Consider the following 25,119-nt stretch of genomic DNA (forward strand, 5'->3'; position numbering starts at 1 on the left):
GAAAATTTTTCTTAGTATAAGCTTAAGTAATTCTATTAAGCCCCCTTACGGGATGACCACCTTTTTTCCCACACCGGCCATAAAGCTTCCGCTGCCTCTACCACTACAGCATCAAATTGCAAAGCTTTATTTGCTTCCACTTCTTCCCAACACTGGCGCCAGCTAAGGGCGGGACGATAAGGCCGGTCAGAAGTCATAGCATCGATAGCATCACATAAACCGATGATTCGCGCCCCTAAAGGAATGGCTTCTCCTTTTAACCCTTTAGGGTATCCCTTACCATCCCAGCGTTCGTGGTGATAAAGGACTAGAAGGGCGATGTCCTCTAACCGCCGCGAACGGCTTAAAATATTATAGCCTATTTCAGGATGCCGTCTAATGGCCGCCCATTCATGGGGCAAGAGCTTACCAGGTTTTTGTAAAATTTGGTCCGGGACACCGATTTTACCAATATCATGCAAATGGGCGGCAATATGTACTTTTTCTAACTCTTTGCCCCTGAGCCCCAAACGGCGACCCAGGTCATAAGCCATATCTGCTACCCGGCTGGAATGCTCTTTAGAATAAGGATCCCTCGCCTCTAAAGCAGCCGTCAAACACTCAATAATATCATGATAAATGTCGGAGCATAGACCCCATGTAAACATAGACTTGCCCCCTTGGGCTACTATCCGCGTTACCTTTCCTCTAGTACCCGGCTTTAAGGTACTCAAGGTTAACAGATCACCCTCCAATTCTACTTCCTCGATATTGAAACTCATTCTCATTTCTCAGTTATAAAATAATGCTAATAATATCCTTTGTCAAGGGTTATTACCCTTTGTTCGACAGGAAGGACAATAGCCAAAAAATAAGAGAGAGGCCTTAGCGATTTCAAAGCCCTTATCTTTACACTTATCCACCAAAGTATCGATTCCTATCTCTAATTCCTTGGTCTCCCCGCATTCAAGGCAAATAAAATGAACATGAGAATCTTTATCAATATCATATCTAGTAATACCTTCTGTGGAAGGTATTTTTTGCGCAATACCTAGCTGGGCAAATAAATCTAATGTGCGGTAAACAGTAGCTAACCCTAAGGTAGAACAATAATTCTTCGCTACCTGATATATTTTTTCTACCGTTGGATGTTCTGGTGATAGCTCTAAGAAAGCTTTAAGTACCGCCTTGCGCTGACGAGTGAGCCGGCGATCGCTCTCTTGTAAACGTTGTAAATTATCCTGGACTGCATAAAATTTCTCTCGGTCTTTCGAGACTTTTTCGACATTTTCCATGGATACCCCCCCTTTAGCTTCCTAGCCTCACTTGCAATTTCTCCCAAAGGGAGGTAACAGCACGAGCTGCTTTAGAGTACTTATTGGTTAAAAAGGATTGGCCGCGGGATAGCGCTTGGTTAACCTCCTCATCAAAGGGTATCTTTCCTGCTATTTCTAGCCCCTGTTGGGCACAATATTCCTCTATTTCTTCACTTTTCTCTAAAGCTAGGTCAAATTTGTTTATAGCTATTACAATCGGTACTCGAAAATGGCTGGCAAGAGTTATTACCCTTTCCAAATCATGTTTACCTGCCACAGTGGGCTCCGTAACCACTAAGGCTAAGGAGACACCCGTCAAGGAAGAAATTACAGGGCACCCTATCCCAGGTGGTCCATCAATAATTATTAAACTTAAGCCTTTTTCCCGGGCCAGGTTACGGGCTGCCTGGCGGATAACTGTAACGAGTTTTCCCGAATTTTCCTCTCCCACTCCTAGGCGGGCATGGACCAAGGGGCCAAAATTAGTCCGGGAGATATACCAATATCCCACCATCAACTGCCTAAATTTGATAGCCCCTACCGGGCATAAACGGAAGCAAACACCACATCCTTCGCAAAATATAGGATCTACTCGAAAATCCTTTATGGCTTCAAAACGGCAGGCTTCTTCACATAAACCGCATCTGGTACACCGCTCTATATCAATACTCGCTTTATAGCCCCCCCAGAATTCATTGCTGCTTTCTTCTTCGGGATGGAGAAGAAGGTGTAAGTCGGGGGCATCTACATCGCAATCTACCAACACTTTATTCTTAGCTAACATGGCCAAAGCAGCTACTAATGAGGTTTTACCCGTTCCACCTTTACCACTAATAACCAGTAGTTCAAACACCTTTCTTCACCATCCCGTCTATTCTCTGCCATAAATCCCTAAAAACAGGAGCCCATTCAGGAAATCCTAAAATAAAGGGGACTCCTTTCGCATAACAAGCGGCATAACGCTGATCAAAGGGTATTTTTAAAACCACCGGGACATCCTCCTGATAACAATACCTTTCGACCTCACCATCTGTAAAAGTAGAGCGGTTAATAATAACCCCACAAGGAATCCTCAATTCTCGGCTTACCTCTATAGCCAATTTCAAATCATAAAGCCCAAAGGGCGTGGGTTCTGTAACTAAAAGGCAAAAATCGCTTCCACTTATGGCAGTCACAACAGGGCAAGAAGTGCCAGGTGGAGCATCTATTATCACGGCCTTATTAGGTCTAGCACGTTTCTTTACCGCTTTTATAACCGGCGGGGCCAGCGGTTTACCAATATCCAACCGACCTTCTACCATTTCTATCCTCCCTGCCCAGCCGCTGGCTACTATACCTATCCGGAAAGGGATTTCCTTTATAGCTCCCCTAGGGCAAAACCTGCTGCAGGCCCCACATCCATGACAGAGCTCAGGGAACACCAAAACCCTTTGGCTGGCTATGGCTATGGCGTTGAAGGCGCATATCTTAGCACAAGTACCACAATAGTTGCACTTATTTTCATCTACTTCTGGTACCAAGAGGGTTACTTCCTCTTTCTGGGTATAAGTAGGGTTTAAAAATAAGTGGCCGTTAGGTTCTTCCACATCACAATCGAGAAATTGAACCGGTATTTTCTCCTCTAAGGCCAAAGCTAAACTAACAGCTACCGTAGTCTTGCCTGTCCCGCCTTTACCGCTGGCCACCGCCACTTTCATAGGATTAAATTCACCACACTTTTTGCTTATTACTTAATCTAGGCTCAAAGCCCCATTAGGGCACTCATCTACACAAGTACCGCACTCCACACAATCTTCGTTTACCTTAGCCACCCCTTCTACAGTTATAGCTGCTACAGGGCACACTTCTGCACATGTCCCACATCCACTACACTTTTCCTCTATTACCAGTACTGGCATAAATAAAACCTCCCCTTTCCTTAAAGTAATTAGCATCCGTGATGGTGATCGTGCTGGCACGGACCGCCTTGGCTCTTTAAATTGCCCCTCAAGTACTCCCGTACTGCTTCGTCCACTAGGCCTCCTACACCGGTAATGGTCTCAATCCCTTGTTGCGCAAATAGCTCCATGGCCCTTGCTCCCATGCCCCCAGCGATTACACATTCTACACCTAGACTAGCCAAATATCCTGGCAAAAACCCTGGCTGGTGTCCGGGATTGGGGATTACTGTCTTGCTTAAGATCTCCCCGCTTTTCACTTCAAATAAAGTATAATGGGAGCAATGCCCGAAATGTTCGGCTACCATATTACCCTCTGTAGCTACTGCTATCTTCAAAACTATCTCCCTCCCCTTCCAAAACCAAAATGAGGACCTACAGTTGCCCCGGAAACAGGTGTCGCCTTCCCTTGTCTTAGCTCTTCCAAAGCAGCCTTAACTGTAGAAGCTGTAGTTTGATAAATCTTTATTCCCGCGCTCTGTAATACACGCATGGCATTGGGGCCTACCTGCCCGGTCAGCACAATTTCTACCCCTTTGTTTATCAGCATCTGAGCCGCGCTTATACCGGCCCCGCCTCCAGCCGCCGCGCTATCATTGGAAATAGCCTCGATTATTGTCCCGCCGGGTCCTGCTATAACAAAATAAGAGCAGCGTCCAAAACGCGGGTCTACACTAGCTTCCAGGCTCGGCCCTTGAGCCGTAACAGCTATTTTCACCTTCTACCCCCCTATCAGATTTATGACCATTTGTTCATTTGTATTATATTCCTATTATGACCATATGTCAATAATTTCGCCTCCCCTAGTTACTATCCTAGTTTTCCTTCCCTCCTCTCCCTCGCAAGTGCCATTATAATATTCGTTTTAGTTATAACTTGCACAATAAAAAGATACCCCCCGAGAGTTTTAGGGATTTATGCTTGAATTATAAAAACTGGTCCGAAAAATACTCTGTAGGGTATCCATAAGGCTAATGGTGTCATAACCATATGGAATAATGATCATGAAGGATCTTTAACGGATGTTCAAAACAATAACTAATAGGAGGTGCTAACATGCGTGGTATCAATTCGCGCCAATATCTAATGATCGTAGCCGGGTTTGTCCTAGGGGCTGTAGCTGCCCTGATGACAGTAGCAGGCAACCCAGCTAATATGGGTATCTGCCTAGCCTGTTTTTACCGGGACATAACCGGCGCCTTAGGTTTACACAGGACAGCAACTGTCCAATACCTAAGGCCGGAAATTATGGGTATAGTTCTAGGCGGCTTCATTTCTGCCCTCGCTTTTGGGGAATTCCGAGCCAGGGGAGGTTCTGCGCCTCTTGTTCGCTTCTTTTTAGGTGCTTTCTTTATGATAGGTGCTATGGTGTTCCTCGGATGCCCAGTAAGGGCTGTATTAAGGGTGGCAGGAGGAGATTTAAATGGGCTGACCGGTATAGCCGGAGTGGTGACTGGTGCTTTAATAGGAATTTATTTTTTAAAAAGGGGTTTTAACCTGGGCCGTTCGACCCCAACCTATACAGCAGCTGGCTGGATAATGCCTCTATTTATGGTGGGCCTCCTGCTGCTGGCCATCTTTAGACCCCAATTCATATTCACCAGCAAAGAAGGTCCAGGCGCTGCTCATGCACCTTTGATCCTTTCTCTAATAGTAGGATTACTATTCGGCTTCCTCGCCCAAAGGACCAGGATGTGCTTTGTGGGGGGCTGGCGCGATCTGTTCTTGGTAAAGGATACTTATCTTTTCAGCGGTATAGCTGCCTTTTTTATAGGTGCTCTTATCCTTAATCTCATGTTAGGTAAAGTCCATGTAGGTTTTGTTAATCAGCCTATTTCCCATAGCAATCACTTGTGGAACTTTCTAGGGATGATCCTGGCCGGCCTTACTGCCACTTTACTGGGAGGATGTCCCCTACGCCAAACGGTCCTGGCTGCCGAAGGGGATACCGATGCTGGTATAACCGTCTGGGGGATAATAGCAGGAGCCGCCTTTGCCCATAACTTCGGGCTGGCCTCTAGTCCTAAAGGTCCCAGTCCCCTGGGCCCTCTAGCTGTGGTTATAGGTTTAGCCTTTGCCCTGGCTGTAGGGTTCTTGATGCGGGAAAGGATCGATTAGCTCTAAAAACAGGAGGATGGACTCTATTGATTTTAAAATGGCCTGGCCTGGCTACCCGCGCGGTCCAAGAAAAGAAAAATACCCGGGGAATAATAATCTTCCCTACAGTGGAAGAGGCTTTAAAGGGGGAAAAGGTGGTTAAAAAAGCCGGATATGAAGGTAAGCTGGTGGCGCCACCCCCTGCTTTGCGGAAGGGTTGCGATTTGGCTGTAGAGATAGAGCTGGTAGAGCAAACAGCAATTGCTCGCGCTTTACAAGGACAGGTCTATTATATAGGTATCTATCCCTTAGAAGGTTCTGCCGAACTATTGCAGATAGTAAAGATCGTCTATTTTCCAGAACACGTAATGGTAAAAGCCGGTAATATGAAAATTGTTTTTTCTAAGGACACCGGTATAATCGTCAATATATCAGGGGGTGGCTGCCCAGATGTTCCTTACCTGTATACCAAACTAGTAGGCTCCCATCTAGAGACAATCCCCCGGCCGCAAGATTTAGGTTTCACCCTCTGCGCTTTAATGCTGGATAGAGCCTGGGAAGAAGCTTTGGCTATCTGGAAGGGAGGAAGGCTCACTTGATCCTCATTGTGGGAACTGTTCCCACAGAAGATCTTGACCTTGTCCAGGGTAAAGTGGTAAAGGTAGGAGATTCGCTTAAGGTCCAGGATTATGCTTTCCCTTGTGGGCAGGGTACAGGAGCCATGATCAGCGCATGCCTTGCGGTAACAAGTGCTTTGGGCGTAGAACCTCCCCATGCGCTTCTGGCCGGAGATATTGGCAGGGGCCAAGGCACCAGGCGCCTTTATCAATATTTAATAGAGCACGTGAGGGAACTGAAGCCTAGGATTCTTGCCCTACATTATTGCCTGCCCATAGTTAGATTGATACAAAAGCTTTGTGAAGCACTTGAGTATTGCCAACCCCGGCCTTTGTTAGTTGCCGATGCTGGGGCCATGTACGCAGCTAAGGCGGGTGGAATGGCTCCTCAATTTGATATTTTTACTCCCGACCCCAGTGAAATGGCCTTTCTCGCTGATCCAGAAGCTGCTCATCCCGCTTATGTCAGCCGTCATCTTTTTGACACCGAGACCCAACAAGTTCCTGAACTGATAAAAAAGGCTTATACCAATGGTGGAGCCGCTAAAATCCTCTTAGTTAAAGGGGCTATAGATTATATTGCCACTGAAGGAAGGGTTATGGCTAGGATAGAGGAGCCTTGTGTGCCGGAACTAGAGTGCATAGGTGGAACAGGGGACACCATAACCGGCATGATAGTTGCTTTAACAGGCGCCGGGTGGGATCCCCTGAAAGCAGCTATTATAAGTGCCCAGATCAACCGGCTGGCTGGCAAAATGGCAGGCGCCACACCAGCCACTCCGGTAGCTCGACTCATCGAGTATATTCCCGTGGTTTTAAAAGCCCATAACCCCAATTACCTGGAAAGGAGGTTCCTCCAATATGATAGAAATTGATGTGCGTGGCTTATCTTGCCCTATACCGGTGGTAAGAACTAAAAAGGCTATGGAACAGCATCCTGGTCAACCTCTCTTGATCCTTACTGATAGTGAAACATCCAAAGAAAACGTTAGCCGCTTGGCCCAGAGCCAGGGGTACTCAATAAAAGTAGAAAAAACCTCAAATATGTACCGTCTACTATTGGAACCGCGCGTAGAATAAACCTTCTAAAAAATACCTCCCAAACAAAGTCGGGTGTAGGAGGTTCTTATTTCCTTTACCCGGCTTTTTTATATCATATCTTGAACGGAAATTCCCTCTGTCAGATCGGCCGCCAGGCTTAGAAGCGTACGGGTGTAAGGATGTTTGGGGTTAGATATAACTTCGCTGGCCGGCCCCTCTTCTACCAAAGAACCGTCCTTCATGACCGCCAGGCGGTCGCTCACTTTTCTAGCCAAAGCGATATCATGGGTAATAAAGAGTATGGCCAATCCCCTTTTCTCCTGCAGGTTAAGGAGAAGCTTTAGAATCTTAGCTTGTATACTGGCGTCTAGGGCAGAGGTGGGTTCATCGGCAATTAAAAGCTTGGGATTTAATACCAGGGCCCGGGCAATGGCCACCCTCTGGGCTTCTCCACCGCTGAGCTCGTGGGGATATTTGTGCAAGAAAAAGTCCTGAGTTGGTAGCTCTACTTCTTCCAGAACCTGCTTTACTCGTTCCACCTTCTCCTCTTCCCTGCCCCAGCCCTGCACGTCCAGGGGCTCTTTCACCAACTGTAAGACATTCATCCGGTGACTTAGGGATTCCTGGGGATTTTGAAAGATCATCTGCACTCGTTGATAGAATTCCTTGTCCCTGTGTAAAACTTTTTGACCCTCCAGCCAAATTTCGCCCTTATCCGGTGGCAGCAAGCCCATGATGGTCAAGGCCAAGGTGGTCTTACCAGATCCACTTTCCCCCACCAGGGCTAAGGTTTCTCCTTCGTACAGGGTCAATTCCACTTCCTGCACGGCCCGCACCCCGTTAAAGGATTTGCTAAGGTTTTTTATTTCTAGTAAAGGTATTATCCCTCCCCGGTGACAGGCCAAGAAGTAGTCCCCAAGGCCTTTCAATTCCGGCACTTCTTGGGAACAGATTTCCATCCGCTGGGTACAGCGGGGATGAAAAGGGCATCCGCCCACAGGCTTATAAGGAGGCCCGGGGATCCCTTGTAAATCCTTGACTGTGGTCATGTTGGGATAAGAGCGCAAGAATCCCCGGGTATAGGGATGGCGCGGGAAGGTAAAAAGACTCCTAGTGGCGCCTAGCTCTACTACCCGACCACCATATAAGACGGCCACTCGGGTGGCCAGTTTAGCAGCTGTAGACAGGTCGTGGGTGATTAACAAAACGATTTTATCCCTAATTACCCTTTTAAGGAGACTTATAATTTCCGCTCTAGTTATAACATCTAGAGAAGCAGTAGGTTCATCTAGGATGAGTACCTCGGGATCATTGGCCAAGGCCAGGGCTAAAAGAACCCTCTGTTTTTCCCCGCCGCTCAACTGGTGAGGAAAGGTGTGCAACCGGTCCTGTCTTAGGCCAACCGCTTTAAGGATCTCCACCGCCTTCCCTTGGGCAACCTCTTTGTCTTTAAGCCCATGAATCAGTATAGCCTCCATGACCTGGTCCACCACCGGATAAAGGGGGTGCAGGGCGTCCTCCACGTTTTGAAAAACCATAGCTATCTCTTTTCCCCGGATCCGGCAACGTTCTTCCTCCGGCAGGGCGAGGATATCCCTGCCCTTAAACAAGATCTGCCCAGTGCACCTGCCAGGCGAAAGCCCCATAATGGAGAGGCCCAAAGTAGTCTTGCCTGCCCCGGACTCCCCTACAACAGCCAGAACTTCCCCTTTTTCTAACCGTAGGTTAATACCCTTTAACACCGTTAGGTGGCCAAAGGACACTTGCAAATCTTTAATGACCAGCATCTTCCATTTATCCTCGCAAGCGAGGATTTAAAACCCCCTCCAGGGCATAACCAATAAAAGTTAAAGCAGTAACAGTCACAGAAAGAGCCAGGCCAGGGGGCAAAAGCCACCACTTCCATACTCCCAAATAAGTAAAATTTAGGGCCTGCTGCATCATTTTGCCCCAACTTAGCAGGGTAGGATCAGAGACGCCTAAAAAGGATAGACCCGCTTCCATAAAGATGGCCCGCCGGGCATTCTGTATCATGACGGCCAGCAAAACCGGGCCCAGATCCGGAATTATATGGCGTGCCATAATATAAAACGAGCCTGCGCCAAAGGTACGGGCCGCTGCTACGGACTTTTTCTCTTTTAAGGATAAGGCTTCTGCCCTTATTATCCTGGCTCCGCCAGGCCAGAGGAAAGCCGCCAGCAAGAGGATTAAAGTTAAAAGATGGGGTTTTAGGTAAGCTCCCACAAGTATCGCTACCAGGACCGGGGGAATAACCAGAAAGGCGTCTACTACCCGCATACACAAGGCATCGTAAAGGCCACCCGCCAGGGCAGCTGAACTACCTACCAGTACGCTTATTATTCCTGCCAGCAGCGCAGCCCCGCACCCTACCAGTAGGGAAGTCCGCGCTCCATAAAGCAGACACGACCAGACATCCTGGCCCACGTCATTAGTACCCAGCCAGTGTTGGGCTGAAGGACGGCTAAAAGCAGCCCCAACCCTAGCCTCCGGCGAATAAGGGGCCAAAAAAGGTGCCAAGGCAGCCAAAAAGGCTAAAAATAGGAAGAGCCATAAGCCCGTCCTTCCCAACCTGTTTTCTTTTATCTCCTGCCAATAATTAACGTGCATAAGCTATCCTCGGATCAAGCTTCCGATAAAGCAAATCTATCATTAAATTAATGGCCAACACAGTCACCGTAATTACCAGTAGAACTCCCTGGATAACCGGATAATCCCGCACCAGGAGGGCATTGTAAAGAAGAGTGCCCAAGCCAGGATAAGAAAAAACAACTTCCACAAAAAGGGTGCCGCTAATTAAGTGGGATAAATGCAGCCCGGCAGCGGTAACTACCGGTAAAAGGGAATGGCGGCCGGCGTGATAATACCGCACCCGGCCATCCTTACAACCCTTGGCCCGAGCCGTAAGGATAAAGGCCGCGCCTAAAGTAATGATCATGCTATTACGGGTTAAAAGGAAGGTGCCCACCAGGCGCACTAAAACCAGCGTTGCCAAGGGTAACGCCAGGTGGTGCAAAATATCCAGCACCAGGTAAAAGCCAGTTAAACCAGCGTAGGGCGTTAAACCCCCGCCCAAAGGGAAAAGGCCCCAGATCACGCCAAACAAAAGCAGGAACAAGACCCCAATAAAAAAGTCGGGAAACCCGTTTAAAAGCATCAAAGTGGTTAGTAAAAGCCTATCTAGCGGCTGCCCGCGCCTCCAGCCTGCTTCCACACCTAATATAAACCCGGCTATGGTGGCCAAAATTAAAGCCAGACCTGCTATCAACAAAGTCCAGGGAAGAGAGCGCAATACCACTGAGGCTACCGGTGCATGGTAGTAATATGAGTAACCCAGGTCACCCCGAAAAAGAGCCCTCAAGTAGGCAATAAACTGTTCGCTTAAGGGCCGGTCCAGAGCAAAGCGCTGGATTAGCTCGGCCTTTAACTCCGGCGTCATAGCTAACAGCGCGTCATCACCGTATATAGCCTCTAAAGGGTCGCCTGGCATAAGACGGGGCAGGAGGAAATTTAGAGCCAGTATAAGAAAAAAGGCCGTAACATAGTTGGCTATCTTCCCTGTTATACTCATATATTCCCCTGTACCAACCTGGATTTCCCTTCCTTCATAACGGGATGGTTATTTCACAAAGGCCATTTTATTCAAGGGGTTGGGTACACCTGAACCTACACCTCCCGGGGTAAAGTAAAGTTCTATGCGGCCATCATGGGCCCAGTAACTGGTGGGATAATACAGGGGCAAGGCCGGCATCTCTCGGGCATAGATCTCCTGGATCTGGTTCACCAACTGGCGTCGCTTTTCTAAATCCATCTCCAAGTTCTGTTTGGCCAGCAAACTATTCAATTCTTCGCTTTTATCATAGCGTGCGCTGTTAAATCCCTGGCCGGAAATTACTCGGTTCAATATTTCCGGATCGCCTCCCAGGCCGCCATGGCCGCTTAAAGCCAGGTCAAACTTCCACTCCTTCACCCTATTATCAAGCGTCTTGGCTTCCAAGCTGCGCAAGTTTACTTTTATACCTACTTTTTCCAATTGTTCCTTTACAAGCTCAGCTACCCTTTCCTCAGAAGACCTACTCCCTGTGCCCCGGAACAAAAGCTCCAGTTCCAAGATTTGTCCGTCCCTGGCTAGGTAATTTCTCTGACGAGTGTATCCCAGGCTGGCCAACAACTCTTCCGCCTTGGACGGGTTATAGTTATACTGTTCCACACGGGCATTATACCAGGGATTATCTGGTGGAATAAGGCCTGGACTGCCTGCCAATCCAAAGCCCCGCAGAGCTACTTTGACCAGGGCCTCCCGGTCAATAGCCAGGGCCAGGGCCTGGCGGAATTCCCTCTTGCTCAAGGGACCTTTCCGATGGTTGATCAAAAGTTTGGCTACCCAATCGTGGGTTCCCCTCAAAATCTTAAACCCTTCTTTTTTAAGATCTTCTGTTAGCTCCGGAGGTGGGGAGGCAGCGTTGACCTGCTTCTGCCTTATAGCGGCCGCCGCCATCTCCTCACTTATTTTTACAAACTTCAACTTGCTCACCCGCGGCTTGCCCTGGTAATAGTTATCATAGGCCTCGTATAAGTAGGTGCCCTGTTCCCTATTGTAATCTACCAGCTTAAAAGGCCCCGTGCCTATAACAGCCTCTTTCTGCTGAAACTTTTCCGGTTCCTCCACATTTTGCCAAATATGAGCAGGCAGAATGGGCAAGGTACCAGCTATATTGCTTAGAAAGGGCGCATACGGTTTGCTCAAACCCAATTTCACTGTATACTCGTCCAGTGCTTCCGCCTTCTTAATCACAGAAGTGTCTACCCACTGGTAAGGGTGCTTACGCATATAATCTACCGTAAAGACTACATCCTTAGATGTGAATTTGTGCCCATCGTGCCAGGTAACATTTTGGTTTAAATGAAAGATATAGGCATTATCTTGTGGGTCGTATTGCCATTCCCTAGCCAGGGCCGGAACGAAACCCTGGGCATCTTTCCAGATTAGGGTGTCAAAAATAAAGCTCATGCGCACATAACCCGGGCCCCGAGGATAATGGCCGTAAGGGCTAGGGAAACCCCAATCTCCAGTAGTATCCGCTATGGTGTAGACACCTTGATTTTCTACCTTCTGCCCAGCACAGCCTGCTAGCAGCAAAAAAATTGGTAAAAGGCTTAAAACTACCATCCCCAGCCGCCAGGCTTTTCTTCCCACGTCATCTTACCCCCTCCTGTTTTCCTCGACCCTAGTATTCTCCTAGCCTACCACCCCCGGCTGTACTCGTCAGCACATGGAATACAGACGGGTTTTCCTCCTTTCACGCGCGCTCGCACCTCGGCTACTGGCTCACCGCACACAGAACAAATTACGGAATCAAAAAGGCGCGCCTTGGGAGGAGGTTCTACCTCTAGCCTTTGCACAGTGCATATTTCTTCCTCTGGTGCTTCTAAAATATAGCGCATCCGCTGCTCTTGGTATTGCTGGAAAAGAGCCTTCTCCTCTTCGCTAGCTTCCCTCCCAAACACCTTTTTCCTTAACTCTCGGTAAGTCTCCTCCTGTTGCCAGGCCGTCGCCTTTATGGCTATGCGGACTGCCCGGTGGCTGTCCCGGCAGATGAAGGTAAAAACATGCTTACCATAATCCCGGTAAAGCAGGTTGCCCTTCCCCAGGGTACAACCCGTTAATACCTGAATAGCATCCACTCCACAGGCGTCGGTCTCCACCACGGCTACTAGTTCCTCATCTTGCGCCCGTTCTGTCTTCAGCTCCCGCAACGCAATTTGGGCTGCCCGGTAGCCTACGGCCAACCCCGGGCAAGCATGGCCATGAAATTCAACAGCTCTTTCCCAATCGCTCAATGGACGGCACATACCCCAAACACGCTCCTTTTTAAAGACTAAATAAAAAACCATGGAAGCCGCCTCCGCCCTGCTTAAGCTAGAGAACCTCCATGGTTCTGGCTAAAGCTTGAAAAGTTGGACTTTAGAGCCCCCTGGCTCCTTGCCAGGTAGTCTATAAATTAATTCGCCACAACTGTAAAAATCCCTTCACAAAATTAGCCGGGCATAACCCGGCCTTAAGTTTTAAAAAAGCTCAATTCTTTTTCTCTTCCCCATCCTCCCCCTCTTTCTCCAGAGCATCGATCTGAGCTTTAATGGCCTTAAGCTGGTTCTCCAAAAGTCTGGCTTGCTGCTTTAACCATTCTACTTGCGGTTCCATCTCCTGAAAAGCAGGAACTCCGCCGGTCAAAGGTATGGGCCCCCACCAGGCCCGCATCCAGCCGGGTAGCCCCGTAGCGTAGTACATGTATCGCCAGCCCCGGCCAAAGCCGCCTAGACACCAAGGAAAACCGCCCCAAAACATAATATCATCCTCCTCCTTTTCTCTTTTTAATAACCACAAAAACAGTAACGCTCAAAACCAGCAAGATAAGCAATGCCAGCAATAGTAACTCCATAAAAGATGATAGGTTTTTGCCCCAATAAAAGGGTTATAGTATCATTTACTGCTGTAGTCCCTGTAGCCACTATTATATCGCACCAATCTAAGATCTCGGGTGTATGAGAAACGTCTTCCACTATAACCTTACCTTTCTTCTGCCCAATATTATCCGGGTCTAAATCAACCACTCTTAAAGGAAAACATTCAGATAGGTTTATAACCATAGCAGGTTGCAACCCGATGAAAGCAATGCGGGGATGGCTAAAGCGTTCTCTTATATAAGTTACTAACTGCCTAGCACATTGCCCGGGTTCCTTATCCCGGCAATGCACAGTCTTATCCACTAGTTTTAAATACCGCATAACGGCATTGAGGGTAGCTACAAACACCGCTCTCTCGAAGTTATTCTTTAAAGGCAAAGCAAGTACATCTTCTATAGTACCTCGAAAGTTCCCCGGCATGTCAGTAAAAGCTTGACCCCGGTTACCTAAAAATAGAGCTTCCATCATCACTTCTTTACCCTTTAAAAGAGGAAAATCATCCCTTTCTGGTCGCCCAATGGCTTCCTCAGGCGTTAAAGGTCTAGCATTTATTACTTGTATCTCTTCCCTCTGTAAGCCATTAGCAGCAACTAACTCGCTAAATTTGCCCCGAATATCTTCTAAAAATCCCATTTTCGCTCCTTCCCCTTAGGCCATTTTAAAAACACGTCCCACATCACCTAAAGTAAACTTATCCCCTAAAGCCTGATAAAGGCTTATAAAGATATTCGGCTAATAAAACCTTGTACACGTTCCAACAACATACCTTGGTAACTCTCTATCTTACCGTGATCGCACAAGGTAGTTAACTCCGGGTCCAGGGGCAAAACACCTAAAAGAGGTATACCGGCTTTGGCCGCCGCCTCTTCAGCTCGACTGGGGCCGAAAATATAAATTTCCTTGCCGCAATCTGGGCAAAGGATATAGCTCATATTTTCTACCAAGCCTAGTATTTTAACCTTCATTAAGCTTGCCATTTTAATAGCCTTACGCACTATCATATTAGCCAGTTCCTGGGGTGAAGTAACAATCACTATTCCAGCAAGGGGAAAAGATTGCATTACTGTTAGAGGTGCATCTCCAGTACCTGGGGGCAAATCAACTAAAAGATAATCAAGCTCGCCCCAAAGTACATCGGTCCAGAACTGCTTTACTGCACTGGCGATGAGCGGCCCACGCCAGATGACAGGATCATCTTCCTGGGGTAACAAGAGATTTAGAGAAATAATTTTTATTCCCAGCGGGCTTTCCGCCGGAAAAATTCCTAGATCGCTCCCCTGAAGAGGCCGATGAATATTAAACATTTTAGGGATACTGGGACCTGTAATATCTGCATCCAGGATACCCACCTGGTAACTTTCCCGGGCCAGGGCTACTGCCAGTAACGCGGTCACTGAAGATTTGCCGACCCCGCCTTTGCCGCTCATAATACCGATTACATGTTTTATATGGTTTATGTCCTTGGAGGGGAGCTTTTCTGCTTTTTTTGTTTCGCAAGTAGTAGAAGTACATGTTTCAGGGTGGCAAGTCTCGCAGGCCTCTTTAGTCAACGTTTCCTCACCACTTTCTAATCTTTTTTGGTGTTTTGTAGCGCCTTTTGTTTTGGCCTTTTAGCCAGGTAATCCTCGATAGCTTTATGGAGGGCTTCGGCGCCTAAATTAGAGCAATGTATTTTGGGATCAGGTAAGCCGCCCAGGGCCTTGATAATATCCAGGTCGGTTATTCTTAAAGCTTCCTCTACCGTCTTTCCCTTAGCTAGTTCGGTCAATATACTGCTGGTAGCTATAGCTGCCGGGCAGCCTGAGATTTCAAACTTTACGTCTATCAATTTCCCTTCCTGGACCCTTATATAGATTTTCAAATAATCACCACAATTGGGATCTCCTATTATCCCTATACCGTCGGCATCCGGTATACAGCCGACATTACGGGGATTAAGAAAATGTTCCAGCACGCTGGTATTGTACATAAGGTCACCTCTTTAAGTTTCCCTTCGATGCCCACTAGCTGCGGCAACAACTACCGGGTACACAATCATCTGGTCGCGAATCTCTACCGCAACATAGTCCTTTAGAATCTGGGTTTGTCCGTATGTTACCCTTGATTATATCCGGTGGCGAAAATATCCTTACAAGTTTACTGCTCCCACAAACAGGGCAACTTTGAGCCTCTTCTCGCTTGTAAAACACGCTCAGTGCTCCACAATCGTTACACTTATACTCAAATTCGGGCATCCCCATCGCCTCCTAGAGGCTTTTAAACAATCAGTGGCTTTTATGGTCATTTGTTCATTTGTATTTTATCCTGACTTTGAACATATGTCAATTAAAAATAATAACCCACAACATAAAGCTTGGAACACCCTTGGCAAACAGGATTTAACTTCTTAAGAAAAGAAGTGCGAAAATCCCGATAAGGGGGACTTTCCCAAATAGAATCCAGGGAAGCCTCCTTAACGTTACCGAACGTAAGTTTAAGTACCGGCAATGCCCCGCCTTTGGTATATCTTAAGGGAACGCCAGAAACCGGCAGGTTAGAAAAAACACAGGGAGACACTGAGCCATCGCTTCCTACAAATAAAGAGCGCAATATGTTTTCTGAACAAAGGCCGGGAGGTCGGTTACGATCTATCAAATAGTAGTAAATTTCTAACCCTTTCTTTCGGCCCTCTCTCACTACGGCATCTAGAAGGCCCTTTACCTTAGCCCATTCCCGAGGAGCCTCTACAGATATAGCTTCTTCCTTTAGTTCCGGGGAAGGAACAAAGTCTAGGGTACTTATAACTACTTGCTTTATTCCTCGACCTTGTAACCACATGGGGAGTTTTGGCAAATTTTCCAATCCGGAACGTAGGAGCATATAGGCCACGTGGATGTCAGGTTTTTGGCTACGGTAGCGCCTTTTAGCAGCGGCTACTTCGTTAATAGCCTCTAGAACCTGGTAAAAAGTGGTGCCCTGCCTCCATTTATCATGTTCTTCTTCTATACCTGCCAAAGAAAAGGCCAAGATATCCATACCTGAAGCTACTATCTCACTCGCTGTCCTCGCCTCCACTAGCGTTCCATTAGTGGTAGTGCCCACCAGGCATCCTGCTTTCTTAGCGCGGTCAACAAAGGTGAAAAAATGAGGATGGAGCAAAGGCTCACCCCATCCCTGGAGAAATATTAGGCTAGCTTGGGGAAAATAAGGTACCAGCCTTTGGAAGGTATCCGGGTCAAGATGCCTACTTTTCCAGGAATTGCGGTAAACCGTATGGGGACAATAGCTACACATGGCGTTACAGTAGGAAGTGACCTCTACCTGGATCCAGTCAAATTTTAGTACCATGTTTTAATCCCCCAACTTAGAATGGCAAAAAGAAGTTCATTGACCTATCTTAGAATTGATAAGTTAATGGTATAATAAAGTGAAAAGTGCTCCCCTGACCAGGTTTGCTCTCCGCCCATATACGACCGCCATGAGCTACTACAATTTCTCTAGCAATGGCCAAACCTAAACCCATCCCTCCTCCAGCCTCCAGCTTAGAGGCCCTGGAACGGTAAAAACGTTCAAAGATGTAGGGCAGGTCTTGGGGAGCTATGCCCGGCCCAGTATCTGTAATAGAAACATGAAGGTGGTCCTTCCCTTTTTCTACCTGGAGTCTGATAAGCCCTCCTGGCGGGGTATGACGTAAGGCATTAGATAATAAGTTCAGAAAAACCTGGGTTATACGGTCAGGATCTATCCTTATTAAAGGCAAGGGGCGATCTACTTCGACTTGAAAATTTATATCCTGGCTAGCAGCTTCAGCTGCAAAGGTAGTGGTCACCCGTTCTAATAATTCTTCCAGGGAAACCTCCTGGAAGTGGAGAGCAAGTTTTCCTATCTCCGCTAAGCTTAGCTCCTCTAAATCTTTCACGAGCCTAGAGAGCCTTAAGACTTCATCATGTAAAGAAGCCATGAGTTCCGGTGTGGGCTTAGATACCCCTTCCTGCATAGCTTCCAGGTTGCCCCTTAACACAGCTAGGGGAGTGCGCAATTCGTGGGCGATATCCGCCATCAAATTTTTTCGCGAATTCTCATAGCCTTCCAGACTATCAGCCATGGAATTAAAGGCTTGAGCTAGCTCCCCTATTTCATCTTGACTAGATATAGTAACCCGATGATTCCACTGGCGGGTGGCAATTTTACGCGCAGCGGAGACCAACTCCCCTAAAGGTGCAGTTAGCCGGCGAGCAAGGAATAATCCTAAGGCTATAGCCAGCAGAAAGGCCATTAAGCCGCTTAAAGCAGTACCTAGTAAAACGCTATCCTTAAATTCTTGTTCTAGGGAACGGATTCCTGTTTCGGACCTGGTAGTTACTAAAAGGTAGCCTATAATATCCTGGTTATAACTTAAGGGGAAAGCTTTTTTTAGTTCAGTCGGGCTTAACCTTTGACCGAGAAAGGTTCCTTCAGAATCTCCGATTATTTTCCCCTCCTTATCTGTCAATATAATTCTTTCCAGACCCCCCCGGCCTGGAAAGCCAGGCCCGCCCCGTCCCCACCCTGGCCTGGGGTAACTGAACAGGGACTGTACCCCTTCAAAGCTCCCATTATTACGACGATAATAGGAAAGAAGGATAGATCGCCATTCTAAAATTCTAAGTTCTTTTTGCCGGTTTAAATAAGTGTCAAAGGAGCGACCGGCAATAATATTGGAGGTAACAGCCACCAGGGCTATGGCTACCAAAGCTACTGCCACCATAGCAGCAGTGATTTTAAAAGATAGCTTCATATCCTATCTGGGCCTGAACTTGTAGCCCACTCCATAAACAGTAAGTATATATTGGGGATTAGCAGGATCTTTCTCTATCTTCTTTCGCAAATTGCTTATATGGGTATCCACTGAGCGCTCGTAACCTAAAAAAGCCTCACCTAAGGCTAAATCTAATAACTGCATACGAGTGAAGACCCGACCTGGATGGCGCGCCATAACCGAAAGAAGAGCAAATTCAGTAGGGGTTAGTTCTATTTCGCGATCCTCCACCCTTACTTCCCGCGTAGTAAAATCTATGTAAAGATCTCCAAGGGTTAATTCCTCATGCCGGGATGTGTCTTTAGCCTTACTTCGCCTTAACACCACTTTTATGCGAGCCACTAGCTCTCTCAGGCTAAAAGGCTTGGTTATGTAATCATCCGCACCTAGCTCTAGGCCCAAAAGTTTATCTACTTCTTCACTCTTAGCTGTTAACATAATTATAGGGATATCAGATTTTTGTCTTACCTGTTTGCAAACTTCTAAACCGCTTAACCCTGGCAGCATCCAGTCGAGAACTACTAGATCAAAATTGTGTCGTTCTAGAAGCTGTAAGGCCTCAGGACCTGTGGTTGCCGTTTTGACTTGGAACCCTTCACCAGCTAGGTAGTTGGCCACCATTTCCTTGATTTTTTCTTCGTCCTCTACTACCAAGATTAACGGTGCACCCATCTTTTTTACTTATAACCTCCCTAGTATCGTCTGCCTTTTATCTCAGACCATAGATATTCCTCGCTATGAACATTCTGGTATATTATGGCATGCTTGCCGTTTCCGTGCCTTCCTGAGGTAGACCAGTAAGTGAAGTTTGGCTACATATAAATACTTATAAATACTTACTGATTGCTATTTTAACTCTAGGTGTACGTAACTCCAAGGCTCCTTTTTTAGGACATATTTCAAGGCAGTTCAGGCAGCTAATGCACTATTCCTCCTAAAAAGCAGAAACTTTCTTGACAGCAGGTCTAAATTAAATACAGGCGGGAGCCATCAAACCCCCGCCTCTCCCATTACCTGCTATTCCCACCATTTCCCAGGCCAAAACCATGGCCTATTCTACCCTGACCTAAGCCATTCTCTTTAATCCTGGCCTGGCCGTTACCAGAGCCATTATCAAAGCCCTTCCCGGCCCAGGGTGGTGGCCCCACAGAGGTACGGTTGATACTATACTCCACGCGCTGTTTCATATTTTTTAGGCAGAGATCAGCTTGCTCTTGAGTAATGCGGCCTTCCTTTACCATCTGATCCAGAATCCTTTTACGCTCCTCCAAAATTTTCTGTACCAGCTGCTCTTTATCCACTCCTTGAGCTTCGGCAATTTCCACCAGGGACCGGCCGGAATGACGTTGTTCTAAAACTTTAGTTGGGTTAAGCCCCAGGATCCCTGCAATAGTACTGACTAAATTCCCCTGCACTCGACCAATCCGCAATCCCCAACCTAACCTGGTGGCACTGGTAATGTCCCCGGCAAAGGCTGGGGTCAAGAAGAGACCCACCAGTAGTACAGAAAGAATAACCATCCATTTTGTACGTCTCACGTGTATAACCCCCTTCACTAATTTTTAAGTCTGGCATAGGAATATCTCCTTGCCTTGGTTTCCAGTATAAAGGACAGTTACCAAAAAGTACTCAAGAAATTATCAAGAAATTGTTAAGGGCTAGAGATAGTTATGGACATTATATCAATTAGCATGCTATAATTAAGTAGAAGTTAATTTTTGTAGAAAAGGATGAACTATAGATAATGCCGGGAGATGTGTTGCTCCGAGAATTACAAAGAGAAATAAGATTAGCCGTCGGCTGCACCGAACCGGCCGCCATCGCTCTGGCCGCTGCCCACGCCACTGCTGCCCTAGGCGACCTGCCCCAAGAAGTCGAGGTAATTTTGGATCCCCAAACCTATCGCAATGCCCTCGCTGTAGGTTTACCTTATACTTCTCTCAAAGGCCCAGCTATGAGCGCTGCTTTAGGGGTTTTCTTACCTCCGCAAAAAGAACTCCTTATTTTTGCTGATCTAGATCCCCATAAAGCTAGAAAAGCTGAAGAGCTATGCTGTAATGGTCGTGTGCATACTATCTATGACCCTTCTTTCCCGGACTTATACATTGAAGTAAGGGTTAAAAATGATATACATAGGGCTAGAGCCTGTATTAAATATACCCATACCAATTTAGTCCTTATAGAAGGTCCGCGGTTTAATCAAAATAAATTTATATTTACTTCTAATCAATCTTTGAAGTTCAATCTGTGGGAAAATATTAGTTTCCAAGATATTTTTCCCCTTTTAGACCAATTGGCCCCTGAGGATCTAGGTTTCCTTTACCAGGCAGCCCGAACTAACCTGGCCATGGCCAAATGTGGTTTACAAAAAGGTAGCGGTATGGCTTTAGGCCGTAAACTTCTACATATGAGCCGGCAAGCTTTAGCCACCTGCCGCTACCCTGATTTTAACTGGTTAGGAGTGTGTCTAACTGCCCAAGCCCTCGCCTGTGCCGCCGTAGACGCTCGCATGTCAGGAGAACCTTTGCCTGTAGCCACTTTAGGAGGTAGTGGAAACCAGGGCATCACCAGTCTATTGCCCGTATGGTTACTGGCTAAAAAACTTAGGGTAAAACAGGAGACCATGGTTAAATCTCTCGCCCTTTCCGCTACCGTAACCCTTTTGGTAAAAAATAAATTGGGTAGCCTGTCCCGTATATGTTCTAGCGCTTTCGCTGGAAGCTGGGGAATTGCAGCAGCTACCCTTTGGCTATTAGGAAGCGATTTCCCTTGTATAGCTCGTACTTTATGTAACCTAGCCAGCAGTTTAAGCGGTATAATCTGTGATGGAGCCAAACCATCGTGCAGTCTAAAAGTAATGGTAGGAGTAGAGATAGGTTTAAAAACCGCCCTCCTCACCCTTCAGGGCTTAGCCGTTTCTCCTTCTGGCCTAGTAGCAGAAACTGTAGACCGAACCCTAGACAATGTCGCGAGCCTAGCCCGGGTGGGAATGGCAGGCGTGGACCAAATATTGTTGGCTTCCGCAACGCATTAACAGCATAGCGCAAAGGATCTAGGTCCTTTATTCCAAGGGATAAACCACGGCTACTTTATTCTGAAGAAGACGAGGCATCTCTCCTAATCCCCACCCAGGCGTAGTAGTCTCAGTATAATAGTAACGCTGGCCTTGGTATTCAAAGTAAAATAAGCTTTCTCGCGCCGGAAGTTCACGGGTATCAAAGGCAATACCTACTGCTTCATGGCCAATGTTGTTTCCAAATTCCTCTGGAGGAAATTCTAAAAGAGCCACCTGATACCCAAGCGCTTTAAGGAAGCTAGCTAAAAGGATAGACTTGCTTTTGCAGTCGCCCCCTTCTAGGATAGTAGTAGCTGGCAGGCGCGGTAGGGGAGTATAAATGTAGGGTAAAGATTGGACAAAGCTTAAAATGAATTCCGCTTCATAAAAGCGATTATATCCTTCTTTAGCTGCCTGGCGATGTAGTTCAAGAGCCAGGTTATTAGTATAAGTGTAGTTCATATGCTCTTTTACCCAGGGCCGGAAATCGCCAGCAGGTGCTTGTAATACTGAAAGTAAAAACTCCTTAGTAGAAGAGGGCAAGCTGTCTAAAAGGGTAGCCCGTTCATAGGATCCCAGAGTGTTCCATTCTTCTAAGATTTTTTCTAAATTCTGGTTGTATTCTCTTAAAGAAGCAGGTACTATTATCTGCCACTGGTATTGGGCCCCATGATAATTCCATAAATAGCTCTTCTTGATAGCTTGGGTTCCCGTATAGGAAGTGAGGAGTTGGGATTTATTAGTTTCTCCTAGTGTAATATCCTGGCTAGCCGTGATTATTACTTTTTGCCCTTCTTCCTCCCAACTTACTTTATACCCTAAAGCTTCTGCCACATAGCGGGCGGGTAAGTAAACTCGCCCCTCTATTAAAAGGGGCGCTACATCCATGGGAAAAGTAACGGAAGTAACTACCTGGGCTTCTCCCGACTGGACCCTTTTAATTACACTTAGATACTTGTTATGTACTCCCAGCCTTATCTCAAAATAAGCAGAATCTTCTATAGTTGTCTTCAAAGTAACCGTACCTGTAGCGCCATCCCAGGAGATGTTTTGGGGAGCTACATTTAAAGCATAGGCTAGGTAGCGTAAGGGTACAAAAGAGCGGCCGGAGGATAAAAAGGGTACAGCATCCATGCTAAAAGCTTGATCATTAACCCAATAAGTAGGCTGGCCTATAACAAAGGTAACGCGCAGACCACTAGCATAGGCAGGCGCAATGAGGCATCCAAAGCTAAACAGAAAAATAAAAAGCCCTATTATTATCCAGTACGCTTTCCGTCCCAAAGAATTCTTAACCCCCTTTTTGGGCTAAGTTCTTTCCTTAACTAAAATAATTTTCGAAAAGGGGGTTGCTTTTCCTTCTCTCCTCCCGCTGGACCATCTCCACTTCTTCTCCGCTTTCACTCCGTTTTTCGAACATATGCATCATAAAGTAAGGTTAAATTAATTCTGTGGCCAACACAAAAAACCGGATAGCAAGTACTCCTACCCGGCTTTTTCTTTTTTATCTACCGCCTGGAGAGCAGGCGGACGAGCTCGCTATGGATTCTCCCGTTGGTTGCCAGTATGGAAGGGCTAGACAAAGAAAAAGGCTCCCCCTGGCAAGTAGTAACACATCCCCCAGCTTCTTCTACCAAAAGCTTACCTGCTGCTACGTCCCAGGGAGAAAGTCTCCATTCCCAGTATCCTGTAAGCCGACCACATGCTACATAGGCTAGCTCTAGGGCAGCCGAACCCAAAGCCCTTAAATCGCGCACCCGGGGAGCCACATCTTGGATGTTGAGTAAAGTTTCTTCCTCGGGAGATAAGTTATAAGGAAAGCCGGTACACACTAAGCTCTCCTGTAAAGTATTCTGCTCGGAAACCCTTATGGGTTTATCGTTAAGCCAGCAGCCAAAGTTTCTATGGGCGTAAAATATCTCGTGGCGATTGGGGTCGTAGACCACCCCGAGGACTATATCTCCTCCCCGCTGTAGGGCAACAGAAATACTAAAAAAGGGTAAGCCCTGGACAAAGTTAGTAGTTCCATCCAAAGGGTCGATGATCCATAGATCGGGTCGTTGGCCCTCTTTCCCACCCCTACCAGGCTCTTCTATTCCTCCTTCTTCGCCTAAAATCCTGTCCTCTGGGAAATTCTCCCGTAAGAGTTTTTTGATCAAGGCTTCTGATTGCCGATCTACCTCAGTCACAAGATCTGTGACCGAACTCTTAGTAGAGAAGTGTTCCACCCTTCCCAAGGCCTCCCGGACGTATCTCCCAGCTTGAAAGGCTGCTTGCTTGGCTATTTCTAGCTTACTCTTTAAGTCCTCGCCCCTATCCTGCATATCCACTTCTCCCTTCTCCGGGCCAATTTAATACTTCCATCTTTCGACGCCAAATCTTCCACTGACGCCCATCGTTTTCCGCCAGGGCTCTACCATATGAGCAATTTTACCCGTATCAGGTCGCGCTTATTGTTTCCGCCTCGACCAGTCGGGCCGCGAAAGGTCGAGGGGTTCGAAATCGGAGGAATTTTGCCGTCCTTGCCGCATCCTGTTGAAGTACTGTGCTATCAACATAAGGCCCTTCCGGCGACCGTGTTTCCACCAAGCGCTCCCTTTGTGTATTATCTTTTCGACGCGCGGCATGGATTCCCCTCCCGAAGCTTCCATTTCGGGTTATTTCGGGTTTATAATGTTGGGGCAAATCCGACTATGTTTCCCCGCAGATGCTTAAAACGAAAGCCTCCCTTATAACAGGGGGCTTTCAGCTGCAGTCTATTCTCCTTCCCCGAAATTACTTGCTACTAATTTTTCCAAGGCCTCTACAGCTTCCCTTTCATCTTCTCCTTCTGCCCAAATAATAATAGGAGTACCTTTAGTGATACCTAACCCCATTACTCCTAATATACTTTTGGCATCCGCCTCTCTTTCTCCATGCTTTATAACCACCTTGCTTTTGAAAGTTTGGGCCGTCTTTACAAAAAGGGCGGCTGGCCGGGCATGGAGGCCTGCCTCGTTAGTTACTATAACTTGCCTTTCTACCAAACTTGCCCTTCCCCCTTCAAAAACTTGGCCGCCTCTTTATCTACAATTACCACTAGCCCTGGATGGAGCTGGAGTATAGAGGCAGGTACACTTTTATCTACCGGACCTTTTAAAGCCCTAGCTATTATGCTAGCTTTGCTCTCCCCATAGGCTAAAAGAAGTATCCGGTTAGCCCTCATTATGGTCTTTATGCCCATGGTAAGGGCAAACCCCGGTATACCTTCCCCTCCTTCTTCTTCGTTGTCTTTTATGGTCTCCGGGGTAAGCTTGGCCAGATGGGTTAGGCTCCCCCATTCGGTACCCGGTTCGTTAAAACCTATGTGGCCGTTACTACCTATCCCTAAAACTTGCAGGTCTATACCCCCTGCTTCCCTTATGGCTTCTTCGTATCTTCGGCATTCTTCCTCTATGTCTTGGGCTCCCCCATCAGGAAGATGTATGTTTCCCCGGGGTATGTTTAGGTGTTTAAAAAGGTTTTCCCACATGTAGTAGTGAAAGCTCCGCTTGTCTTCGGGAGAAATACCATAGTATTCGTCTAGGTTGAAGGTTTTTACCCGGGAAAAATCAAGCCCTTCTTCTTGGTGTAGCCTTATTAGTTCGCGGTATAGCCCTAAGGGGGTTTTGCCTGTGGCTAGTCCTAGTACGGTGGTAGGTTTTTTCTTTATTTGTTCTGCTACTCTTAAGGCTGCCTTCCTACTTAGGTCTTGGTAGTCTTCTGCTATTATTAGCTCAGGATGCACTCTTTATCTTCCCTCCTTAGGCTTCTTTTCAGGTATGGTATATTATCTCCC

At 47.0% G+C, this 25,119-nt stretch carries 31 protein-coding genes; 5 read left to right on the forward strand and 26 right to left on the reverse strand.

Annotated features, from left to right (window positions below; all coding sequences use genetic code 11):
* Nucleotides 1-35 precede the first annotated feature (35 nt).
* The 7 genes from B9A14_RS15150 to B9A14_RS15180 form a co-directional block, all read right to left on the reverse strand.
* A complete protein-coding gene (locus B9A14_RS15150; protein ID WP_084667195.1) occupies nt 36-647 on the reverse strand; it encodes an HD-GYP domain-containing protein in 612 nt (203 codons plus the stop codon).
* Nucleotides 648-803: 156 nt separating this feature from the next.
* Nucleotides 804-1,274: a Fur family transcriptional regulator gene (locus tag B9A14_RS15155; protein ID WP_084666668.1), complete on the reverse strand. Its 471-nt coding sequence runs from the start codon at nt 1,272-1,274 to the stop codon at nt 804-806.
* Nucleotides 1,275-1,287: 13 nt separating this feature from the next.
* Nucleotides 1,288-2,148, reverse strand: coding sequence for an ATP-binding protein (locus B9A14_RS15160; RefSeq protein WP_084666669.1), 861 nt, complete (start codon nt 2,146-2,148; stop codon nt 1,288-1,290).
* Nucleotides 2,141-2,992, reverse strand: a complete 852-nt coding sequence (locus tag B9A14_RS15165; protein ID WP_084666670.1) for an ATP-binding protein — start codon at nt 2,990-2,992, stop codon at nt 2,141-2,143. The genes B9A14_RS15160 and B9A14_RS15165 overlap by 8 nt, the downstream gene beginning before the upstream one ends.
* A gap of 33 nt (nt 2,993-3,025) precedes the next feature.
* Entirely contained in the window at nt 3,026-3,193 is a 168-nt protein-coding gene (locus B9A14_RS15170) for a 4Fe-4S binding protein (protein WP_084667196.1), read from the reverse strand.
* A 29-nt stretch (nt 3,194-3,222) separates the two neighbouring features.
* Nucleotides 3,223-3,570: a NifB/NifX family molybdenum-iron cluster-binding protein gene (locus tag B9A14_RS15175; protein ID WP_084666671.1), complete on the reverse strand. Its 348-nt coding sequence runs from the start codon at nt 3,568-3,570 to the stop codon at nt 3,223-3,225.
* Between the two features lie 2 nt (nt 3,571-3,572).
* The gene (locus B9A14_RS15180; protein WP_084666672.1) at nt 3,573-3,950 is read right to left on the reverse strand and encodes a NifB/NifX family molybdenum-iron cluster-binding protein; all 378 of its coding nucleotides are present in this window, start codon (nt 3,948-3,950) and stop codon (nt 3,573-3,575) included.
* A gap of 338 nt (nt 3,951-4,288) precedes the next feature.
* Between B9A14_RS15180 and yedE the strand changes: the two genes are divergently transcribed.
* The 4 genes from yedE to B9A14_RS15200 are packed head-to-tail and all read left to right on the forward strand — an operon-like array spanning nt 4,289 to nt 7,026.
* The gene (yedE, locus tag B9A14_RS15185; RefSeq protein ID WP_084666673.1) at nt 4,289-5,350 is read left to right on the forward strand and encodes a YedE family putative selenium transporter; all 1,062 of its coding nucleotides are present in this window, start codon (nt 4,289-4,291) and stop codon (nt 5,348-5,350) included.
* A 26-nt stretch (nt 5,351-5,376) separates the two neighbouring features.
* Nucleotides 5,377-5,928 carry a putative Se/S carrier protein gene (locus B9A14_RS15190; RefSeq protein ID WP_084666674.1) on the forward strand — a complete coding sequence of 184 codons (552 nt, stop codon included), beginning with the start codon at nt 5,377-5,379 and terminating at the stop codon, nt 5,926-5,928.
* Complete coding sequence (locus B9A14_RS15195; RefSeq protein ID WP_231967823.1) at nt 5,925-6,821, forward strand: NAD(P)H-hydrate dehydratase; 897 nt, start codon at nt 5,925-5,927, stop codon at nt 6,819-6,821. The genes B9A14_RS15190 and B9A14_RS15195 overlap by 4 nt, the downstream gene beginning before the upstream one ends.
* Nucleotides 6,808-7,026, forward strand: coding sequence for a sulfurtransferase TusA family protein (locus B9A14_RS15200; RefSeq protein ID WP_084666675.1), 219 nt, complete (start codon nt 6,808-6,810; stop codon nt 7,024-7,026). The genes B9A14_RS15195 and B9A14_RS15200 overlap by 14 nt, the downstream gene beginning before the upstream one ends.
* A 68-nt stretch (nt 7,027-7,094) precedes the next feature.
* Here the strand turns inward: B9A14_RS15200 and B9A14_RS15205 are convergent, their stop codons facing one another.
* From B9A14_RS15205 to B9A14_RS15270, 14 genes are all read right to left on the reverse strand, one after another.
* A complete protein-coding gene (locus B9A14_RS15205; RefSeq protein ID WP_084666676.1) occupies nt 7,095-8,774 on the reverse strand; it encodes an ABC transporter ATP-binding protein in 1,680 nt (559 codons plus the stop codon).
* A 7-nt stretch (nt 8,775-8,781) separates the two neighbouring features.
* Entirely contained in the window at nt 8,782-9,615 is an 834-nt protein-coding gene (locus B9A14_RS15210; RefSeq protein WP_084666677.1) for an ABC transporter permease, read from the reverse strand.
* Nucleotides 9,605-10,576 carry an ABC transporter permease gene (locus B9A14_RS15215; RefSeq protein ID WP_084666678.1) on the reverse strand — a complete coding sequence of 324 codons (972 nt, stop codon included), beginning with the start codon at nt 10,574-10,576 and terminating at the stop codon, nt 9,605-9,607. Before B9A14_RS15215 ends, B9A14_RS15210 begins: the two co-directional genes overlap by 11 nt.
* Before the next feature lie 48 nt (nt 10,577-10,624).
* Nucleotides 10,625-12,202, reverse strand: coding sequence for an ABC transporter substrate-binding protein (locus tag B9A14_RS15220; protein WP_231967825.1), 1,578 nt, complete (start codon nt 12,200-12,202; stop codon nt 10,625-10,627).
* Nucleotides 12,203-12,249: 47 nt separating this feature from the next.
* A complete protein-coding gene (locus B9A14_RS15225) occupies nt 12,250-12,900 on the reverse strand; it encodes an FmdE family protein (protein ID WP_231967826.1) in 651 nt (216 codons plus the stop codon).
* 181 nt (nt 12,901-13,081) lie between these two features.
* The gene (locus B9A14_RS15230; RefSeq protein WP_084666679.1) at nt 13,082-13,351 is read right to left on the reverse strand and encodes a DUF5320 domain-containing protein; all 270 of its coding nucleotides are present in this window, start codon (nt 13,349-13,351) and stop codon (nt 13,082-13,084) included.
* Between the two features lie 26 nt (nt 13,352-13,377).
* Nucleotides 13,378-14,103: a Rossmann-like domain-containing protein gene (locus tag B9A14_RS15235; RefSeq protein ID WP_084666680.1), complete on the reverse strand. Its 726-nt coding sequence runs from the start codon at nt 14,101-14,103 to the stop codon at nt 13,378-13,380.
* Nucleotides 14,104-14,186: 83 nt separating this feature from the next.
* On the reverse strand, nt 14,187-15,020 hold the full coding sequence (locus B9A14_RS15240) for an Mrp/NBP35 family ATP-binding protein (RefSeq protein ID WP_084666681.1): 834 nt from the start codon (nt 15,018-15,020) through the stop codon (nt 14,187-14,189).
* Nucleotides 15,021-15,037: 17 nt separating this feature from the next.
* Entirely contained in the window at nt 15,038-15,439 is a 402-nt protein-coding gene (locus B9A14_RS15245; protein WP_084666682.1) for an iron-sulfur cluster assembly scaffold protein, read from the reverse strand.
* 34 nt (nt 15,440-15,473) lie between these two features.
* Complete coding sequence (locus tag B9A14_RS18340; RefSeq protein ID WP_084666683.1) at nt 15,474-15,710, reverse strand: FmdB family zinc ribbon protein; 237 nt, start codon at nt 15,708-15,710, stop codon at nt 15,474-15,476.
* Between the two features lie 85 nt (nt 15,711-15,795).
* On the reverse strand, nt 15,796-16,797 hold the full coding sequence (locus tag B9A14_RS15255; protein WP_084666684.1) for a radical SAM protein: 1,002 nt from the start codon (nt 16,795-16,797) through the stop codon (nt 15,796-15,798).
* A 49-nt stretch (nt 16,798-16,846) separates the two neighbouring features.
* Nucleotides 16,847-18,226 carry a sensor histidine kinase gene (locus B9A14_RS15260; RefSeq protein WP_084666685.1) on the reverse strand — a complete coding sequence of 460 codons (1,380 nt, stop codon included), beginning with the start codon at nt 18,224-18,226 and terminating at the stop codon, nt 16,847-16,849.
* 3 nt (nt 18,227-18,229) lie between these two features.
* A complete protein-coding gene (locus tag B9A14_RS15265; protein WP_084666686.1) occupies nt 18,230-18,919 on the reverse strand; it encodes a response regulator transcription factor in 690 nt (229 codons plus the stop codon).
* A gap of 338 nt (nt 18,920-19,257) precedes the next feature.
* Nucleotides 19,258-19,785 (reverse strand): DUF2680 domain-containing protein, encoded by a 528-nt coding sequence (locus B9A14_RS15270; RefSeq protein WP_084666687.1) that lies wholly within the window; start codon nt 19,783-19,785, stop codon nt 19,258-19,260.
* Nucleotides 19,786-19,991: 206 nt separating this feature from the next.
* Here B9A14_RS15270 and B9A14_RS15275 point away from each other — a divergent pair, with 206 nt between their 5' ends.
* A complete protein-coding gene (locus B9A14_RS15275) occupies nt 19,992-21,281 on the forward strand; it encodes an L-serine ammonia-lyase, iron-sulfur-dependent, subunit alpha (protein ID WP_084666688.1) in 1,290 nt (429 codons plus the stop codon).
* Nucleotides 21,282-21,308: 27 nt separating this feature from the next.
* Here the strand turns inward: B9A14_RS15275 and B9A14_RS15280 are convergent, their stop codons facing one another.
* The 5 genes from B9A14_RS15280 to nagB form a co-directional block, all read right to left on the reverse strand.
* The gene (locus B9A14_RS15280; RefSeq protein WP_084666689.1) at nt 21,309-22,586 is read right to left on the reverse strand and encodes a copper amine oxidase N-terminal domain-containing protein; all 1,278 of its coding nucleotides are present in this window, start codon (nt 22,584-22,586) and stop codon (nt 21,309-21,311) included.
* A 224-nt stretch (nt 22,587-22,810) separates the two neighbouring features.
* Complete coding sequence (locus tag B9A14_RS15285) at nt 22,811-23,626, reverse strand: inositol monophosphatase family protein (RefSeq protein ID WP_084666690.1); 816 nt, start codon at nt 23,624-23,626, stop codon at nt 22,811-22,813.
* 126 nt (nt 23,627-23,752) lie between these two features.
* Nucleotides 23,753-23,929 (reverse strand): hypothetical protein, encoded by a 177-nt coding sequence (locus B9A14_RS17310; protein ID WP_157109985.1) that lies wholly within the window; start codon nt 23,927-23,929, stop codon nt 23,753-23,755.
* A gap of 129 nt (nt 23,930-24,058) precedes the next feature.
* On the reverse strand, nt 24,059-24,328 hold the full coding sequence (locus B9A14_RS15290; RefSeq protein WP_084666691.1) for an HPr family phosphocarrier protein: 270 nt from the start codon (nt 24,326-24,328) through the stop codon (nt 24,059-24,061).
* Nucleotides 24,322-25,068 carry a glucosamine-6-phosphate deaminase gene (gene nagB, locus B9A14_RS15295; RefSeq protein WP_084666692.1) on the reverse strand — a complete coding sequence of 249 codons (747 nt, stop codon included), beginning with the start codon at nt 25,066-25,068 and terminating at the stop codon, nt 24,322-24,324. Before nagB ends, B9A14_RS15290 begins: the two co-directional genes overlap by 7 nt.
* Nucleotides 25,069-25,119 lie beyond the last annotated feature (51 nt).

The sequence above is a fragment of the Thermanaeromonas toyohensis ToBE genome (assembly GCF_900176005.1).
Classification (GTDB): Bacteria; Bacillota; DSM-521; order Neomoorellales; family Neomoorellaceae; genus Thermanaeromonas; species Thermanaeromonas toyohensis.